The following is a 14,877-nucleotide window of genomic DNA, read 5'->3' on the forward strand; positions in this document are numbered from 1 at the left end:
CGTTCGTCGCTGACGAACGCGAGCGTCGACGGAAACGCCGGGAGCGGCTCTCGCAATCTCGTGCGTGGCGCTTGTTATAAAACACTGGCTCCGCTTGCCCTGTCTCGACATCCTCGAAAAAACAAAAGTTGCAGACAGGCGAGGAGAACGGCCATGGCGATGCGGCTCGGCACGGCGGCAGACGACACCCTGCACGGTACCGGACATTTGGACCTCGTCGCTGGTCGTGCCGGCAACGACAGCTTGATAGGCGGTTTCGGGGACGACGTTCTCAGCGGCGGTAGCGGCAACGATACCATTCATGGCGAGAATGAAGTCGGCCCCGACCCACGCGGTTACATCAACACCGCTCCGGGCGAGCCTGCGGCCGGCAGCAACCTGATTTTCGGCGGGACCGGGAACGACAGCATCATCGCCGGCTTCGGTCATGACATTGTATCCGGCGGGGCAGGCAATGACACGCTCTCGGGAGCAGGCACGCCGAGCTTCCCCTATCCCCCGCTTATCATCGAGGCGCTCAACTTCGACCGGGGCGACCTTCTCTCGGGTGGCGCCGGAAACGACAGCATCCAGGGCTTCGGCGGCCGCGATACGATCCGGGGCGGGTCCGGGGACGACACGGTCGCGGGTGGTACCGGCGTGGATGTCCTCCTCGGTGGTGCGGGGCATGACGCCTTCGCCTTCAGCATGCAGAGCTGGCGTCCGAGTACCAGCGGCATCGACACCGGCATCGGCCACGGCAAGCGCGATGTGGTGCTCGATTTTCGCCAGGGCGAGGACATCCTCGACTTTGCCGGTTACAAGGCGGTCTACGGCTCCGACCTTGGCCCCACGGTCTTCCACGGAACCGGCGGATTCGTCGACGAGGACCGTACGCAGCTCCGCTATGAGGTGCAGGACGGGCGAACCATCGTCGAATTCTACGTCGGCGATCTCCATGATCCCGCGACGCCGCCAACTGCCCATGGCCAGATCGAGCTTGTCGGGACCTACCGGTTGTCGGCCTCGGACTTCAAATTCGACTTCGATCTGGGCTGAAGGCCTGCCGCTGCCCGGAGATGGCTGAGGCCAGCCATCGCATGGGGCATGCATGGGGCAGGTGCCCGCCATCGGCGGCATGCCTCCCTAGAACGGCAGTACCGCATCCAGCAGCTGCTGCCCGTAGCGTGGCTGCTGCAGGTCCGAGAGGGTGCCGCGGCCGCCATAGGCGATGCGGGCCTCGGCCAGGCGGTCGTGGCGAATGGTGTTGTCGCTGGCGATGTCCTCGGGCCGGATCACCCCCTGGACGGAAAGCTCGCGCAGCTCGGCGCTGACGCGCACTTCCTGCTTGCCGGTGACGACGAGGTTGCCGTTCGGCAGCACCTGGGTGACCGTCGCGGCAAGGCGGAGATTGATCGTCTCGCCGCGCTTCACCGTGCCGTCGCCGTCGCTGGTCTGGCCGCCGGTCGCATCGAGCAGGCTCGCGGGGCTGGCGCCGCGCGGCAGCCAGCGCGTCTGCATGCCGAAGATCTGCGGGATGCCGAGGCTATCCGTGCCGGCGCGGCTGCGCTGGGTGCGGTTCTGCAGCTGGGCGTTGTCGGAGACGGTGACCAGGACCGTCACGAGGTCGCCGACCTGGGAGGCGCGCTGGTCGCGCAGGAAGGTGCGGCTGCCGGTACGCCACAGGCTGTTTGCGCCGGAGGGCGCCTCCTGCGCGCCCGGCATCGGCATGGAGACGGGGCGCCAGGCCGGGTCGGCGGTGGGGTTGCGGACCTCGGAAAGCTCTGGCGGGCGGCCGACGCGGGAAAGGCGCTCGAGCGAGCCGCAGCCGGCGAGAGCGAGGGGCAGCAGGAGGAAGGCGGCGCGCATCGTCAGGGCCTCCGCAGCGGGGTGGCGCCGGGTGCGATGCGGACCCGGCCGGGGCCGATTACCTCGCCCTCGATGACGGCGCGGCTGGCGAGGTTCATTACCGGGACGAGGCCGCCGCGCGGGCCGGCCTCCAAGGCGCGGCCCTGGGCGCTGAGGGAGAGGCCGGGGGACTCGAGAAGCATGGTGACGAGGGCGTTCCTCTCGACAAGGGCGGGCGGGCCGAGGTCGGCGAGCGCGATGGGGCTGTCGGCGGCGACGGGGCGGTGGAGCTGCTGGCCGATCACCTGGTCGGGCCGCTCGGCGAGGCCGAGGCGGGTGCGCTCGGCGCGGAGGCGGATGGGGCGCAGGTCGGCGGGGCGGGGGATCTCGCCAGCGGCGAGGCGGCGGGTGGCAGCGACGGCGGGGACGGTCTGCACGGCGCGGCCGGCAAGGCGCTGGCGCTGCACCGGCATGCCCTCGGCCATCACCACCAGCGTGGTGGCGAAGCGGCCGGTCGTCGGGTCGAAGGCGAGGCCTTCGGCAGCGAGGCGGAGAACGGCACCGGGCGGCACCATGGGCGGCAGCAGGGGGCCAAGGTCGAGCTCGGCTTCCGCATCCATCCCGAGGCGGAGCAGCTCGGGCCGGAGGGTATCGGCGATCTCCGCCGGCATGACCGGACGGCCTGGGCGTTCGACGACGGCGCGGTCGTAGGACGAGAGCGGCCTCCAGGCGAGGCCATGGGCGCGGGCGAGGGCCATCAGCTGCGAGGCCTCCAGCACCATACGGCGGCCGGGGGCGGGGCTGGCGCCGACCGGTTGCCCGGCGCGCGGGCCGGCGCCGTCGAAGATGTCGCCGAGCAGCAGCGTCGGCGATTCGACCGTTGCGAGCGGGCGGATGCTGGCGAGGTCCTGCGCCACGGCCGGGCCGGCGAGCAGCAGGAGCAGGGCGACGGCGCGCATGGTCAGCGCATCCGCGAAAGGGTGGAGAGCATCTCGTCGCCCGCGGTGATGACCTTGCTGTTCATCTCGTAGGCGCGCTGAGCGGTGATGAGCTGGGTGATCTCCTGCACCACGTTGACGTTGCTGGTCTCGATGAAGCCCTGCAGCACCTGACCGTGGCCGGGCTGGCCGGCGGCGGCGAGCTGGGGCTGGCCGGAGGCGGGCGTTGCCAGCAGCATGTTGTCGCCGGTCTGCTCCAGGCCCCCTTCATTGGCGAAGATCGCGGTCTGGATCTGGCCGACATTCTGCGGGTTGGCCTGGCCGTCGAGCTTCGCCAGCACCTCGCCCGCCGCATTGATGGTGACATCCACCGCGGCGGCCGGGATGGTGATGGCGGGCAGCACCTGGAAGCCCTCCGAGGTGACCAGCTGGCCTTCTGCCGAAAGGCCGAAGGTGCCGTCGCGGGTATAGGCGATCTCGCCGGAAGGCAGCTGCACCTGGAAGAAGCCGTTGCCGCGGATGGCGAGGTCGAAGCGGTTGTCGGTCTGCGAAAGGCTGCCCTGCTCGCCGATTCGGTAGATGGCCGCCGTCTTCACGCCGAGGCCGATCTGTGCACCGGAGGGCAGGACCGTGCCGTTCTCCGAGCTCTGCGAGCCGACGCGGCGGAGGTTCTGGTAGATCAGGTCCTCGAATTCGGCACGGCGGCGCTTGAAGCCGGTCGTGCTCATATTGGCGATGTTGTTGGAGATGACCTCGACATTGGTTTGCTGGGCCATCATGCCGGTGGCGGCGATCTGCAAGGCGCGCATGGGACGTTTCCTTTAGCTACGGCGGCGGAGGATGCGGTCGATGGCGTTCTGCTGCCGGTCGCCCTCGCGCTCCGCGAATTGGGTGGCCAACTCGAAGTCCCGCACGTCCTGGGTGAGGCGCGTGATCTCGGTGATGGGGGAAACGTTGCTGCCCTCGACCGCACCCTGCACGAGTTGCGGGCGAGGCATGTCCTCGGGCGGACCGTCGGCGGCGTAGAGGCGGCCGCCTTCGGCACGGAGGCGCTGCGGGTCGGCGAAGCGGACGATGCGAAGCCGGCCGACGACGCCGTTCTCGCTGCGCACGGTGCCATCGCCCTGGATCTCGATTCGCGTGTCGCCGGGCCCGAAGGCGATCGGCGTGCCGCCGGCGCCGAGCACGGCATTGCCCTCCTGGTCGGTGAGGCGGCCGGTCGGGTCCAGGGTGAAGCGGCCGGCGCGGGTGTAGCGCTCGCCGCCCTCCGTCTCGACGACGAAGAAGCCTTCGCTGCGCAGGGCGACATCGAGCGGGTTGCCGGTGGTGGCGAGTGGGCCGCTGCTTGTGTCGCGCCAGGTGGCGCGGTCGAGGCTGTAGGCGATGGGCGCTTCGCCCGCGGCGGCGCAGCTCAGCCGGGTAGCGAAGAGCGGGCGCTCGGCACGGTAGGCAGGCGTGTCGGCATTGGCGATGTTGTTCGCCAGCACCTGCGTCGCCCGCATCTGGGCACTGAGGCGGGACAGAATGATGTAGCCGGGCTGGTCCATCGTGGTCTCCTGCTGGCAGGTCCCGGGGCAAGGGGTGTGCCAGGGATGGGCCCGGCGCAGGGCGGCGAGGACTGCCGCGGGCGGCAGGAAATGCCGGGCGGCGCGGCGCTTCCTGCCGTCGCAAGGCTTCCTTAACGGCTGGGAGGCGAGACTGCCCGGAGCGATGACCTGGGGCAGGGCATGTCGAGCGAGGCGAAGCCGGAGAAGCAGGAAGGCAAGGGCAAGCGTAAGCTGCTGCTCGCGGTGCCGCTGCTGCTGGCGGCGGCAGGGGCCGGGCTCTGGTTCAGCGGCATCCTGCCGAAGCTGCTGCAGGGCGGCGCGGAGGACGCCCATGCCGAGCATGCGGCGCCGCCGCCGCGGGCGCCGGTCTTCTTCGACATGCCCGACATCGTCGCCAATCTGAGCGTCAGCGGCCGGCGGGCGAGCTACATCAAGCTGCGCAGCAAGCTGGAACTGGCGCGGGCCGAGGATGCCGCGCCGTTGCAGGCGGCGATGCCGCGGCTGCTCGACCTCTTCACCACCTACCTGCGGGAACTGCGGCCGGAGGAGCTGCGTGGCAGCAGCGGCACGCAGCGCCTGCGCGAGGAGCTGATCGCGCGCGCCAACCTGGCGGCGCCGCCGGCCCGCGTGACCGACATCCTCTTCACGGAGCTGTTGCTGCAATGAGCGCCGAAGAAGACGACATGGCTGCCGCCTGGGGCGAGGCACTGGAGGCGGAGGCCGCGCCGGAGAGCGCGCCGGCCGCGCTGACGCCGGATGCAACGCGCGTGCTGAACCAGCAGGAGATCGACAGCCTGCTCGGCTTCGGCGGCGGCGCGCAGCAGGAGGAGGAGCAGTCCGGCATCCAGCGCATCGTCAGCGCCGGCCTCGTTTCCTACGAGCGCCTGCCGATGCTGGAGATCATTTTCGACCGGCTCGTGCGCATCATGTCCACCTCGCTGCGTAACTTCACCAGCGACAATGTCGAGGTCTCGATCGACAGCATCGTCTCGCTGCGCTTCGGCGACTACCTGAACAGCGTGCCGCTGCCGGCGATGCTCGCCGTCTTCAAGGTGGAGGAGTGGGACAATTACGGGCTGATCGTGGTGGGCAGCGCGCTGATCTATTCGGTCGTGGACGTGCTGCTCGGCGGGCGGCGTGGCACCGCGGCGATGCGGATCGAGGGGCGGCCCTACACAACGATCGAGCGGACGCTGGTGGAGCGGCTCATCACCGTGGTTCTGGCCGACCTGTCGGACGCCTTCAGCCCGCTGTCGCCGGCACATTTCCGCTTTGAACGGCTGGAGGTCAATCCGCGCTTCGCGGCCGTGTCGCGGCTGTCAAATGCCTGCATCCTGTCGCGGCTCCGGGTCGACATGGAGGACCGCGGCGGCAAGATCGAGCTGCTGCTGCCCTATGCAACGCTGGAGCCGATCCGTGAGTTGCTGCTGCAACAGTTCATGGGAGAGAAATTCGGCCGCGACAGCATCTGGGAGACGCACCTCGCCGAGGAGCTGCGGCATACCGAGATGTCGATGGACGTCGTCCTCGACGAGCAGACCATGCCCTTGGCGGCGGTGATGTCGCTGCAGCGCGGCGACCGCATCACGCTGAACACCGCGCCCGGGGCGCCGGTGCAGCTGCGCTGCGGCGACGTGACGATGTTCGAGGCGGAGCTCGGCCGGCGGGAGAACCGCATGGCCGTCCGCATCACGCGCGAGCTGCGGCAAAAGGCGGAGGCGTGAGCATGGGCTGGTACGAATGGTCGGCGCAGCTGCTGCTGATCGGGCTGCTGGTGGCGGCGATTCCCTGCATCCTCAAGCTGGAGCGGACGCTGGCCGCGGTGCGGCGCGACCGCGAGGCGCTGGAGGTCAGCGCGGCGGGCCTCGGCGAGGCGACGCGGATGGCGGAGGCGGCTTCGCTGCGGCTGCGGGCGACGGCAGAGGGCGCGGGACGGCAGGTGGCCGAGCGGCTGGCAACGGCCGAGCCGATGCGGGACGACCTGCGCTATCTCGTGGAGCGGGCCGAAGGGCTGGCGGACCGGCTGGAGGGCCTTGTCCGCACCGCGCGGCCGATGGCCGCACCAGACCCGGCCATCGCCGCGCCGAGCCAGGCCGAGCGGGACCTGCTGCGGGCCTTGAGCCAGGGCCTGGCCGGCGCGCGGGGGGGACGATGATACGCTTCCGCCCTCGCCTCATGCCGGCGGCGCTCGGTGCGATCGCCTTGCTACTGGCGGCGAAGCTGGCGGCGCTGCTGCCAGCCGGCGTGCAGCCCCTGGCCGGGGCGTCCCTGGGCGTGACGCCGGCACAGGCCAGCAACCCGGCCCCGCCACCGGTGCCGGCGCAGGCCGTGGCGCCTCCGCCCGCGCCGGCGGAGCCGACAGCCGAGCAGCGGGCTGAACGGGCGTTGCTCGAAGGGCTGCGGGCTCGGCGGGCGGAGCTCGACGGCCGCGAGCAGGCGCTGGCAGCGCGCGAGGTGGTGCTGGCCGCCGCCGAACGCCGGCTGACCCAGCGGATCGAGGAGATGACGGCGCTTCAGCAGCGCTTGCAAGCCGCCGACCAGGCGCTCGGCGCGCGCGAGGAGGCCGGCTGGCGGCAGATGGTGAAGCTTTACGAAGGCATGCGGCCGCGCGACGCGGCGGCGATCTTCGACGACCTGGAGATGCCCGTTCTGGTCCAGCTGGTGGACCGGATGCGGGAGGCGAAGGCAGCACCGGTGCTCGGCGCGATGAAGCCCGATCGCGCCCGGCTGCTGACGGCCGAGCTGGCCCGGCATCGTGCCCGGCCGACCGAGTGAGGACAGTCAAGGAGCCTGCGATGGACAAGAACACCAACGTGCTGATCGTCGACGACTACAAGACGATGCTGCGCATCATCCGCAACCTGCTCAAGCAGCTGGAATTCGACAATGTCGAGGAGGCTTCGGACGGGCAGGAGGCGCTGGCCAAGCTGCGCGCCGGGCAGTTCGGCTTGGTCATCAGCGACTGGAACATGCAACCGATGACGGGCCTCGACCTGCTGAAGGAGGTGCGGGCGGATGCACGGCTGAAGGATACGCCCTTCATCATGATCACGGCCGAAAGCAAGACGGAGAACGTAGTGGCGGCGAAGGCGGCCGGCGTCTCCAACTACATCGTCAAGCCCTTCAACGCCGAGACTTTGCGCGGCAAGATCGAGAAGGTGCTGACCCATGCCTGACGGCCAGGCCGGCGGAGACCGGATCGAGGCCGCGGTTCGGGCGGTGCTCGGCAGCCTCTCGGGCGACATGACGGTGACCGAGGCGGCGCTTCTCGGCGAGCTCGAGGCGCTCGGTCGCGAGGTGGCGCGGGCGAAGAGCGAGATCGCCGCGCTCCGCGTTGACGACATCAATGCCAGCCATATCCCGACCGCGACGGATGAGCTGGATGCGGTCGTTAACCATACCGCGACGGCGACCAACGAGATCCTCGATTGCTGCGAGGTGCTCGAAGGCCTCCAGGCGCGGCTGGCGGGCGAGGATGCCGAGGCGCTGGGCGGCGCCGTCACCCGCATCTACGAGGCTTGCAGCTTCCAGGACATCACCGGCCAGCGCATTGGCAAGGTGGTCTCGGCGCTGAAGTCGATCGAACGACGGGTGGCGGCGGTGACGCAAAGCTTCGGCCGTGGCGAGAGCGCCCCACTCGCGGAGCAGGAGGAGCCCGCGGCACCACGGACCGAGGGCGAGGAACTGGCCAACGGGCCGCAGCTGCCGGGGGCTGGCACCTCCCAGGCGGAGATCGACCGGTTGCTGGCGAGTTTCGACTGATGCGTTGGGCACCATTGCTCGCTCTGCTCCTGGCTGCGCCGGCGGCTTGGGCGCAGGAGGCGGTCGGGGTCCGGGTCGGGAATCATCCCGGCCATGGCCGACTCGTCTTCGACTGGCCTGCGCCGCCCCAGTACCGGGTGGAGCAGGTGGGTGATGCGGTGGTGCTGTATTTCCCGCCGGGTTCGGCCATCGACCTGTCGGGCGCGCGCCGGCTGCCGCGCAACATGGCAGCCGTTGCGGCCGAGGGGGAGGGCATCCGCATCGCGCTGAAACCAGGGGTGCGGGCGCGAATCTTCCGCCTCGGGCCGAAGCTCGTCGTCGACGCCCTGAGCCCGCCGGCCGAGCCGGCACAGATGGCGCAGGCGCAGGCGGTTCCGGCGAGGGCGGAGTTGGCCCCTGAGGCCGTGGTGCCGCCCGCGGCGCCAGCCGCGTCCCCAATATCGCGCCCGGCGACGCCGGCGCCGGCCACGCCCGTGCTTGCCCTGCCGCGGCCAGATGCCCTGGCGGTGAAGCCGTTGCCGAGGGGGGGCGGTATTCTGCTGCCCTATCCCGCAAGCACCGGCCTTGCGGTACTGCGCCGCGGCGGCGAGCTGTTGGCGCTGTTCGACAGCGGCGAGGCGCTTGACCTGACGGGCCTGCGGGCCGACCCGGTCTTCGCGGCGCTGGAGGTCGAGGCCTTGGGTGGAGCGACCTTGCTGCGCCTGCCGCTGCCATCACCCGGTCAGCTGAAGGCCCGGCGGGAGCCGAATGGCTGGGTGCTGGAAGCCTATCGGCCGGCCGAGGGCCAGGGTGCGGCCGGCCGGTCGGTGGGGCTGGAGGCGGAAGGCGGCGTGGCCGCGCGCCTGATGCTGCGTGCCGGCGAGCCGGGGCGGGTCGTCCCCATCACCGATCCCGAAAGTGGCCTGCCGCTGCTGGTCGGCACGGTGCGCGCGGCCGGCCAGCTGATGCCGATCTGGCGACGGCTGCCGGAGCTAGATCTGCCGCCAACGCTGCTCGGCGTCGCCGTGCTTGCCCGGGCCGACCAGGTGACGATGCGGGCGACGGCCGGTGGCTTCCTGGTTGGCGCGGCGAACGGGCCACTCGCCCTCGACGCAGCCGCGGCCGAGATGCCCCACGCCGAGGCAATGACGCGCAGCTTCGACCTGCCGCGCATGCCGACGCCGCGCTTGCTGGAGCGGCTCCGGACCTTACAGGCCAGCATCGCTGCGGCGCCGCCGCTGAACCGCCTGGCGCTGCGTCGCGCCGCAGCGGAGACGCTGCTGGCGCTCGGGATGCCGCAGGAAGCCCAGGCGATGGTAGAACTGGCCCGGGGGGAAGACCCCGAGGCAACCCGGGACGGGCGGCTCAATGCCCTGGCAGGCGCTGCGGCCCTGCTGGCCGGCCGGATGCCGCAAGCCATCGCCTTGCGCCAGGCCGAACTGCCGGAGACGGATGAGCTGAGCTTCTGGCAGACGTTGCTGCTCGCAGCCGAGGGCGAAGCGCAGGAGGCCGCCCCTAGGCTGGCCTCGGCCCTGCCGGTGCTTTTCGACTATGCGGAGGGGCTGCGTTCCCGGTTGCTGCCGCTGGCAGCCCAGAGCCTGGCCGAGGCCGGTGCCGTCGCGCCCTTGCGGCAATTGCTGGAGAAGGCGGGACCCATGCCGGAGCTTGCCCTGCCGCGCGCCATGCTGGCCGAAGCCAACGGCGATGCCGAAGTGGCGCTGGCCGGGTACGATCAGATCGCGCTGGGCCGGGATCGGCTGGCGCGGGCACGAGCGCTGCGGCGAGCAGTCGAACTGCGGCTTGCCACGCACAAGATCGATGCCGCCCAGGCGGCACGGGCACTCGAGGCAACGCTATTCGCCTGGCGCGGCGATGGCGAGGAGGCGGCGGCGCGCATCCGCCTTGCCGAGCTTCGGCGCGCCGCCGGCGATGCGCGAGGCGCGCTTGCCTTGCTGCGGGAGACGGAAGCGCTTTTCCCCGAGCGTGGGCCGGCCTTGCGCGCAGCGATCAACGCGGCCTTTGTCGCCGCCCTGGAGCATGAGCCGCCACTCGATGCGGTTGCGCTGTTCGACGCCTATCCTGACCTCCTGCCGAAGGATGCGAACGGACAGGCAGCGATGCTGGTCCTTGCGGACCGGCTGGTGGCGCTCGACCTATCCGACCGCGCCGCCGCTCTCCTGGGCCAAGCCGTAGGCCGCACTGCCGGGGCGCCGCGTGCCGCGCTCGGCCTGCACCAGGGTGTGTTGCACCTCGCCAACGGCGATGCGACCGCAGCGCTGAAGGCTCTACAGGAAAGCAGCGGAGAAATGCTGCCTGATGCGTTGGTGCTGCCTCGTGCCGTGCTCGCGGCTCAGGCGCAATCGCGGCTGGGGCGCGTCGAGGAGGCGGTGGCGGGCCTCAAGGCACTCGGTGCGGCTGGGGCCGCTGCGTTGTCGCAGCTCCTGGCAGAGCGGCAGGATTGGGCGGGTGCCGCTGCGGCGCTTTCCGATCATTTGCGTGCAGCGCTACCGGCTGCGCCCGCGCCGCTCGATGAGCCGCAACAGCGATCACTGCTGGCCCAGGCGGCAATGCTGGCTCTGGCCGGTGACGAGGCCGGGCTCGCCGCGGTGCGACGGAACTATGCAGCGCGCTTGCCGGAGGGACCCCTGGCCGCGGCTTTCACCCTGCTGACGGCGGAGCACCTGCGAGGCCTGGCCGACCTGCCGCGGCTGCAAAAGGAATTGTTGCTATTTCAAACCATCCCTCCGCGGCTGGAGGCATTGCGGGCTGGCGGCCCGGTGACACGTTAAGTCCCGCGTCGGGCGCGGGGGAGGGCGGCAAAAATTTCGGCCGTTGCGGGCAGTTTTCGCTTGCGTCCCTGTCGCCCGTGCCCCATATGCGCGCCCCGTTGACCTGATCAATCCCGATCACCCTGGTCATCTGCTGGTGGGAATAGGAGCCCGCGATGGACGCTCTTCTCCAACTGGGGATGGTCTCGGAGTTGCTCCCGAGCGAAGCCCAGAATTCTGAAACCTCGGCGAGCGAGGCTAAGGACTATTTTGTTACCCGTGATGGCGTGAAGTTCGCCGGCACGCATCTGATCATCGATCTCTGGGATGCCACCAACCTGGCGGATCCGGAGCATATCGACGCTGTGTTGCGCGAGGCGGCTATCGCCACGGGCGCCACGATCCTGCACGGGCATTTTCACCATTTCGGCCCGAACAGCGGCGTCTCCGGTGTGCTGGTGCTGGCGGAGAGCCATGTCTCCATCCACACCTGGCCGGAGCGGGACTATGCGGCGCTCGACATCTTCGTCTGTGGCGTCTGCAATCCGTACAAGGCTATCCCGGTGCTGAAGCGCGGCTTCATGCCGGGCCGCGTGCAGCTGGCCGAGCACAAGCGCGGCCTCGTCGGCTGACATCGAAGCGTGCATGCAAGGCGAGGGGCGGGGCCTTAAGGTCCCGCCCTCGTTGTTTCAGGGGTTTTCCATGGCGACCGATTCGTGGGTGAACGAGACGCTCTACAGCGCCTGGGGGCAGCGCTTCCGCGTGGTACGCGAGTTGGCGCGGGCGCAGAGCGACTTCCAGGACATCATGGTCTTCGAAAGCGAGACCCACGGCCGGGTCATGCTGCTCGACGGCGTGGTGCAGATCACCGAGGCGGATGAGTTCGTCTACCAGGAGATGCTGACCCATGTGCCGCTGCTGGCGCATGGCGCCGCCAAGCGGGTGCTGATCATCGGCGCCGGCGATGGCGGCGTGCTGCGGCGGGTGCTGCAGCATCGCACCGTCGAGCGCGCGGTCATGGTTGAGATCGATGGCGAGGTGATCCGGCTTGCCAAGGAACACTTGCCGGGCATCGCCGGCGAGGCGTGGAACGACGCCCGGGCCGAGGTCATCGTTGGGGACGGAATCGATTACGTGCGTCAAGCGCCGGATGCCAGCTTCGACGTTGTCATCGTCGACAGCACGGATCCGATCGGCGTCGGCGAGGTACTGTTCACCGACGAGTTCTATGCGAACTGCGCGCGGCTGCTCACCGAGCGCGGCCTTGTAGTGAACCAGTGCGGCGTGCCCTTCATGCAGGCCGATGAGTTGCACGAGACCAGCCTGCGGCGGGCCAAGGCCTTTGCCGATGTCCATGCCTATGTGGCGGCCGTGCCGACCTATGTGGGCGGATTCATGACCCTCGGCTGGGCGGCGAAGGATGCCGGGTTGCGGGCCGCGACGGTGAGCGAAATCCGCGAGCGGGCGGCGATGGCAGGCATCCTTGGCGAGACGCGGTATTGGACGCCCGAGATCCATTGCGGCGCATTCAACTTGCCTCCCTATATCGCGGAGCACCTGCCGGACGTTTAGGGCCGAGGCCAGCAGCCACGGCCCTCGATGTCGTCAGCTGGTGGCGAAGCCCTGCACGAGGCTGCCGGCGATAAGCCTCCAGCCGTCGATCAGCACGAAGAAGATCAGCTTGAAGGGCAGCGAGACGACGTTCGGCGGTAGCATCATCATGCCGAGCGACATCAGCAGGCTGGCGACGACCATGTCGATGACGAGAAACGGCAGGAAGACGAGGAAACCGATCTCGAAGGCCCGCTTCAATTCACCGACGAGGAAGGCGGGCAACAGCGCGCGCCAGGGGAGCTGATCCGGCCGGACATTCTCCGACACGGGCGGGAGGCCGGCAAGGTCGAGGAAGAGAGCCAGGTCGCCCTCGCGCACCTGGTTGGCCATGAAGCTGCGGAAGGGTTCGGCCGTCGCCACGAGGCCATCGACTTCGCCGATGCGGCCTTCCATCATCGGCGCAAGGCCGTTCTGCCAGCTTGCCTCCAACGCCGGCTGCATGACAAAGAGCGTAAGGAAGAGCGCGAGGCCGATCAGCACCGGATTCGGCGGCACGCCCTGGGCCCCAATGGCGCTGCGCAGCAACGACAGCACGATGGCGATGCGGGTGAAGGCGGTTGCCATCACCAGCAGCGACGGGGCCAGGGAGAGCAGGCCGATCAGCGCCGTCAACTGGACGAGGCGCATCGTCGCGCCGGCTTGGCCGCCGGTGCCGAGATCGATGTTCACACTCTGCGCCGCAGCGGGCAGGGCCATGGCGGCGAGCGGCAATGCGAGGGCCAGGCGCCTCATGCCGGCTCATCCCGAACAGGAAGCCAGCCGAGCAACGCATCCTGCCCATTACCGGTGAGCAGCAGCACCTCCCTCTCGTCGCAGCGGAGAAGGAGGAGGCGGCGGCGGGAATCGAGGGCGAGAACCTCCTGCACGGCGAGGCGTCGATTGGGCCGCGTGGCGAGGCCGCCCCAGCGCAGCCCGCGGGCGCCGAGTGCCAGCAACAGGAGGATGGCGGCGAGGGCGCCGGCGGCCTGTAACCATGGTCCGGTGTCGATCGTCATGCGGCATCCTGCCAGCAAGGGGTGTTAGGGCGGCGGCAAGGCGGCGGCGAGGCCTTCGACCTCCTGCGCCAGGGATTCGAGCGCCGGGCGTAGCAGCTTGGCGCGGTGACGCGGCATCTGCGCGATCGCGGCGCAGAGGGCGGCGGCTTCCGTATCGAGGCCGGCGAGGTCGATCTGGCGACCGCTCGTGGCGAGGGCGCGCGCCATCACCACTGTGTCGTAGAGGGCTTCGATCGCGGCGAGGGTCGCTTGCGTCATGCCGCGATCCTGCGCGCGGCAGGGTTAAGGAAGGCTTAGGATCGAGGTTTACGGAATCTTCGGAAGTCGGCGTGCAGGATCGCGCCATGGACCCCACCCGCAGCCCGACCATCGCCTTGGCGGAACGCCGCATCGCCTGGCTCGAGGAGCGCCAGCGGGTGCTGGCTCAGAACATCGCCAATGCAGATACGCCAGGCTATCAGCCGCGCGACCTCGATGACTTTCGCAAAAGCCTCGCCGGAGCTTTCGGCCTGGCCCGGACGAGCGAACTGCATGTCGCCGGCAGCGGCGGTGCGGTGCGGGCCCGCCTGGATCGGGCGGCGGCGGACCGGGCGCCGAACGGCAATGCCGTCTCGCTCGACCGCGAGGCGATGAGGGTGGCCGATACCGACACGGCGCATGCGCTGGCGACCGGGCTCTACCGGCGCTGGATGGGGCTGTTCCGGACCGCGCTCGGCCGGTCGCAATGAGGCATGAGGGAGGGTTGGTCATGGATCTAGACAGCGCCTTGCGAATTTCCGCTGCCGGCATGCAGGCGCAGGCGACGCGGTTGCGGGTGGTTGCGGAAAACCTCGCCAATCGGGACAGCACCGGGCCAGCGCCTGGGGCGGACCCCTATCGGCGGAAGACGGTGACCTTCGGCAATCGGCTGGACCGCAGCCTTGGCGTCGAGATGGTGCAGATAAGGCGGATTGGAACGGCGCCCGGGGATTTCCCGCAGCTTCATGACCCGTCGCACCCGGCGGCCGACGCGGCGGGCTATGTCAAGCGGCCCAATGTCGACAGCTTGGTCGAAATGATGGACATGCGCGAGGCGCAGCGGAGCTACAGCGCCAATCTGGCCGTACTCGAGACTACGCGCGGGATGCTGACGCGCACCATCGAGGCCCTGCGCTGATGCCGGTGGCGATAGCGCCGGTCCAGGCCGCAGCGGCCTATCGTGCGGCGGCGGCGCCGGAGGTCCCGGCCGAGGGTGGCTTCGGCGCGACCCTGCAGCGGGCGGTGGAAGGCGCGGTCGAGATGGGGCGAGGCGCCGATGCGGCCAGCACGCAGGCGCTGCTCGGCCAGGGCAGTGTGTCCGATGTGGTGATGGCGGTGTCGCGGGCGGAACTTGCCTTGCAGACGGCGGTCGCGCTGCGGGATCGGGTGGTTTCAGCCTATCAGGACGTCATGCGGATGCCAATCTAGC

The 14,877-nt window shown here is 69.8% G+C and carries 20 protein-coding genes; 13 read left to right on the forward strand and 7 right to left on the reverse strand.

Annotation, left to right across the window (positions count from 1 at the left end; translation table 11 throughout):
- Positions 1-153 precede the first annotated feature (153 nt).
- Positions 154-1,038 carry a calcium-binding protein gene (locus tag LH62_RS28475; RefSeq protein WP_052214568.1) on the forward strand — a complete coding sequence of 295 codons (885 nt, stop codon included), beginning with the start codon at positions 154-156 and terminating at the stop codon, positions 1,036-1,038.
- Positions 1,039-1,125: 87 nt separating this feature from the next.
- Here the strand turns inward: LH62_RS28475 and flgH are convergent, their stop codons facing one another.
- The 4 genes from flgH to flgF are packed head-to-tail and all read right to left on the reverse strand — an operon-like array spanning position 1,126 to position 4,312.
- The gene (gene flgH, locus LH62_RS15975) at positions 1,126-1,848 is read right to left on the reverse strand and encodes a flagellar basal body L-ring protein FlgH (RefSeq protein ID WP_043362898.1); all 723 of its coding nucleotides are present in this window, start codon (positions 1,846-1,848) and stop codon (positions 1,126-1,128) included.
- Positions 1,849-1,850: 2 nt separating this feature from the next.
- On the reverse strand, positions 1,851-2,786 hold the full coding sequence (flgA, locus tag LH62_RS15980) for a flagellar basal body P-ring formation chaperone FlgA (protein WP_043362900.1): 936 nt from the start codon (positions 2,784-2,786) through the stop codon (positions 1,851-1,853).
- 2 nt (positions 2,787-2,788) lie between these two features.
- Positions 2,789-3,574: a flagellar basal-body rod protein FlgG gene (gene flgG / locus LH62_RS15985; RefSeq protein WP_043362903.1), complete on the reverse strand. Its 786-nt coding sequence runs from the start codon at positions 3,572-3,574 to the stop codon at positions 2,789-2,791.
- Between the two features lie 12 nt (positions 3,575-3,586).
- Positions 3,587-4,312 carry a flagellar basal-body rod protein FlgF gene (gene flgF, locus LH62_RS15990; RefSeq protein ID WP_043362905.1) on the reverse strand — a complete coding sequence of 242 codons (726 nt, stop codon included), beginning with the start codon at positions 4,310-4,312 and terminating at the stop codon, positions 3,587-3,589.
- Between the two features lie 180 nt (positions 4,313-4,492).
- Between flgF and LH62_RS15995 the strand changes: the two genes are divergently transcribed.
- The 9 genes from LH62_RS15995 (at position 4,493) to speE (ending at position 12,393) form a co-directional block, all read left to right on the forward strand.
- Positions 4,493-4,978, forward strand: coding sequence for a flagellar basal body-associated FliL family protein (locus tag LH62_RS15995; RefSeq protein WP_043362907.1), 486 nt, complete (start codon positions 4,493-4,495; stop codon positions 4,976-4,978).
- Positions 4,975-6,036, forward strand: coding sequence for a flagellar motor switch protein FliM (gene fliM / locus LH62_RS16000; RefSeq protein ID WP_043362909.1), 1,062 nt, complete (start codon positions 4,975-4,977; stop codon positions 6,034-6,036). Before LH62_RS15995 ends, fliM begins: the two co-directional genes overlap by 4 nt.
- A gap of 2 nt (positions 6,037-6,038) precedes the next feature.
- Positions 6,039-6,467 (forward strand): DUF6468 domain-containing protein, encoded by a 429-nt coding sequence (locus tag LH62_RS16005; RefSeq protein WP_052214569.1) that lies wholly within the window; start codon positions 6,039-6,041, stop codon positions 6,465-6,467.
- Complete coding sequence (locus tag LH62_RS16010) at positions 6,464-7,087, forward strand: MotE family protein (protein ID WP_144404507.1); 624 nt, start codon at positions 6,464-6,466, stop codon at positions 7,085-7,087. Before LH62_RS16005 ends, LH62_RS16010 begins: the two co-directional genes overlap by 4 nt.
- Positions 7,088-7,107: 20 nt before the next feature.
- Entirely contained in the window at positions 7,108-7,488 is a 381-nt protein-coding gene (locus LH62_RS16015) for a response regulator (RefSeq protein ID WP_043343247.1), read from the forward strand.
- The gene (locus LH62_RS16020) at positions 7,481-8,074 is read left to right on the forward strand and encodes a protein phosphatase CheZ (RefSeq protein WP_043362912.1); all 594 of its coding nucleotides are present in this window, start codon (positions 7,481-7,483) and stop codon (positions 8,072-8,074) included. Before LH62_RS16015 ends, LH62_RS16020 begins: the two co-directional genes overlap by 8 nt.
- 14 nt (positions 8,075-8,088) lie before the next feature.
- On the forward strand, positions 8,089-10,842 hold the full coding sequence (locus LH62_RS16025; protein WP_043362914.1) for a hypothetical protein: 2,754 nt from the start codon (positions 8,089-8,091) through the stop codon (positions 10,840-10,842).
- Between the two features lie 155 nt (positions 10,843-10,997).
- Complete coding sequence (gene speD / locus LH62_RS16030; protein WP_043362916.1) at positions 10,998-11,453, forward strand: adenosylmethionine decarboxylase; 456 nt, start codon at positions 10,998-11,000, stop codon at positions 11,451-11,453.
- A gap of 70 nt (positions 11,454-11,523) precedes the next feature.
- Positions 11,524-12,393, forward strand: a complete 870-nt coding sequence (speE, locus tag LH62_RS16035; protein WP_043362919.1) for a polyamine aminopropyltransferase — start codon at positions 11,524-11,526, stop codon at positions 12,391-12,393.
- Positions 12,394-12,426: 33 nt separating this feature from the next.
- Here speE and fliP read toward each other — a convergent pair whose 3' ends face one another.
- Genes fliP through LH62_RS16050 form a run of 3 tightly spaced genes read right to left on the reverse strand, consistent with a single transcriptional unit; the run spans position 12,427 to position 13,688 of the window.
- Complete coding sequence (gene fliP, locus LH62_RS16040; protein WP_043362922.1) at positions 12,427-13,167, reverse strand: flagellar type III secretion system pore protein FliP; 741 nt, start codon at positions 13,165-13,167, stop codon at positions 12,427-12,429.
- Complete coding sequence (locus LH62_RS16045) at positions 13,164-13,430, reverse strand: hypothetical protein (RefSeq protein WP_052214571.1); 267 nt, start codon at positions 13,428-13,430, stop codon at positions 13,164-13,166. The genes fliP and LH62_RS16045 overlap by 4 nt, the downstream gene beginning before the upstream one ends.
- 24 nt (positions 13,431-13,454) lie before the next feature.
- Positions 13,455-13,688 (reverse strand): hypothetical protein, encoded by a 234-nt coding sequence (locus tag LH62_RS16050; protein WP_043362925.1) that lies wholly within the window; start codon positions 13,686-13,688, stop codon positions 13,455-13,457.
- 86 nt (positions 13,689-13,774) lie between these two features.
- On the opposite strand from LH62_RS16050, the gene LH62_RS16055 reads away from it, so the two are divergent.
- From LH62_RS16055 to LH62_RS16065, 3 genes are read left to right on the forward strand one after another with little or no spacing between them, the layout of a single operon-like run.
- Positions 13,775-14,158, forward strand: coding sequence for a flagellar basal body protein (locus tag LH62_RS16055; protein ID WP_043362928.1), 384 nt, complete (start codon positions 13,775-13,777; stop codon positions 14,156-14,158).
- Between the two features lie 20 nt (positions 14,159-14,178).
- Positions 14,179-14,586 carry a flagellar basal body rod protein FlgC gene (flgC, locus tag LH62_RS16060; RefSeq protein WP_043362930.1) on the forward strand — a complete coding sequence of 136 codons (408 nt, stop codon included), beginning with the start codon at positions 14,179-14,181 and terminating at the stop codon, positions 14,584-14,586.
- Positions 14,586-14,876 (forward strand): flagellar hook-basal body complex protein FliE, encoded by a 291-nt coding sequence (locus LH62_RS16065; protein ID WP_043362933.1) that lies wholly within the window; start codon positions 14,586-14,588, stop codon positions 14,874-14,876. Before flgC ends, LH62_RS16065 begins: the two co-directional genes overlap by 1 nt.
- The last annotated feature ends 1 nt before the right edge of the window (position 14,877 follow it).

Source organism: Belnapia sp. F-4-1, from assembly GCF_000802185.1.
Taxonomy (GTDB): Bacteria; Pseudomonadota; Alphaproteobacteria; order Acetobacterales; family Acetobacteraceae; genus Belnapia.

Excerpts from the sequence above, each read along its gene's own strand:
- LH62_RS28475 (WP_052214568.1), top strand. The coding sequence starts at position 154 with ATGGCGATGCGGCTCGGCACGGCGGCAGACGACACCCTGCACGGTACC.
- flgH (WP_043362898.1), bottom strand. The coding sequence starts at position 1,848 with ATGCGCGCCGCCTTCCTCCTGCTGCCCCTCGCTCTCGCCGGCTGCGGC.
- flgA (WP_043362900.1), bottom strand. The coding sequence starts at position 2,786 with ATGCGCGCCGTCGCCCTGCTCCTGCTGCTCGCCGGCCCGGCCGTGGCG.
- flgG (WP_043362903.1), bottom strand. The coding sequence starts at position 3,574 with ATGCGCGCCTTGCAGATCGCCGCCACCGGCATGATGGCCCAGCAAACC.
- flgF (WP_043362905.1), bottom strand. The coding sequence starts at position 4,312 with ATGGACCAGCCCGGCTACATCATTCTGTCCCGCCTCAGTGCCCAGATG.
- LH62_RS15995 (WP_043362907.1), top strand. The coding sequence starts at position 4,493 with ATGTCGAGCGAGGCGAAGCCGGAGAAGCAGGAAGGCAAGGGCAAGCGT.
- fliM (WP_043362909.1), top strand. The coding sequence starts at position 4,975 with ATGAGCGCCGAAGAAGACGACATGGCTGCCGCCTGGGGCGAGGCACTG.
- LH62_RS16005 (WP_052214569.1), top strand. The coding sequence starts at position 6,039 with ATGGGCTGGTACGAATGGTCGGCGCAGCTGCTGCTGATCGGGCTGCTG.
- LH62_RS16010 (WP_144404507.1), top strand. The coding sequence starts at position 6,464 with ATGATACGCTTCCGCCCTCGCCTCATGCCGGCGGCGCTCGGTGCGATC.
- LH62_RS16015 (WP_043343247.1), top strand. The coding sequence starts at position 7,108 with ATGGACAAGAACACCAACGTGCTGATCGTCGACGACTACAAGACGATG.
- LH62_RS16020 (WP_043362912.1), top strand. The coding sequence starts at position 7,481 with ATGCCTGACGGCCAGGCCGGCGGAGACCGGATCGAGGCCGCGGTTCGG.
- speD (WP_043362916.1), top strand. The coding sequence starts at position 10,998 with ATGGACGCTCTTCTCCAACTGGGGATGGTCTCGGAGTTGCTCCCGAGC.
- speE (WP_043362919.1), top strand. The coding sequence starts at position 11,524 with ATGGCGACCGATTCGTGGGTGAACGAGACGCTCTACAGCGCCTGGGGG.
- fliP (WP_043362922.1), bottom strand. The coding sequence starts at position 13,167 with ATGAGGCGCCTGGCCCTCGCATTGCCGCTCGCCGCCATGGCCCTGCCC.
- LH62_RS16045 (WP_052214571.1), bottom strand. The coding sequence starts at position 13,430 with ATGACGATCGACACCGGACCATGGTTACAGGCCGCCGGCGCCCTCGCC.
- LH62_RS16050 (WP_043362925.1), bottom strand. The coding sequence starts at position 13,688 with ATGACGCAAGCGACCCTCGCCGCGATCGAAGCCCTCTACGACACAGTG.
- LH62_RS16055 (WP_043362928.1), top strand. The coding sequence starts at position 13,775 with ATGGACCCCACCCGCAGCCCGACCATCGCCTTGGCGGAACGCCGCATC.
- flgC (WP_043362930.1), top strand. The coding sequence starts at position 14,179 with ATGGATCTAGACAGCGCCTTGCGAATTTCCGCTGCCGGCATGCAGGCG.
- LH62_RS16065 (WP_043362933.1), top strand. The coding sequence starts at position 14,586 with ATGCCGGTGGCGATAGCGCCGGTCCAGGCCGCAGCGGCCTATCGTGCG.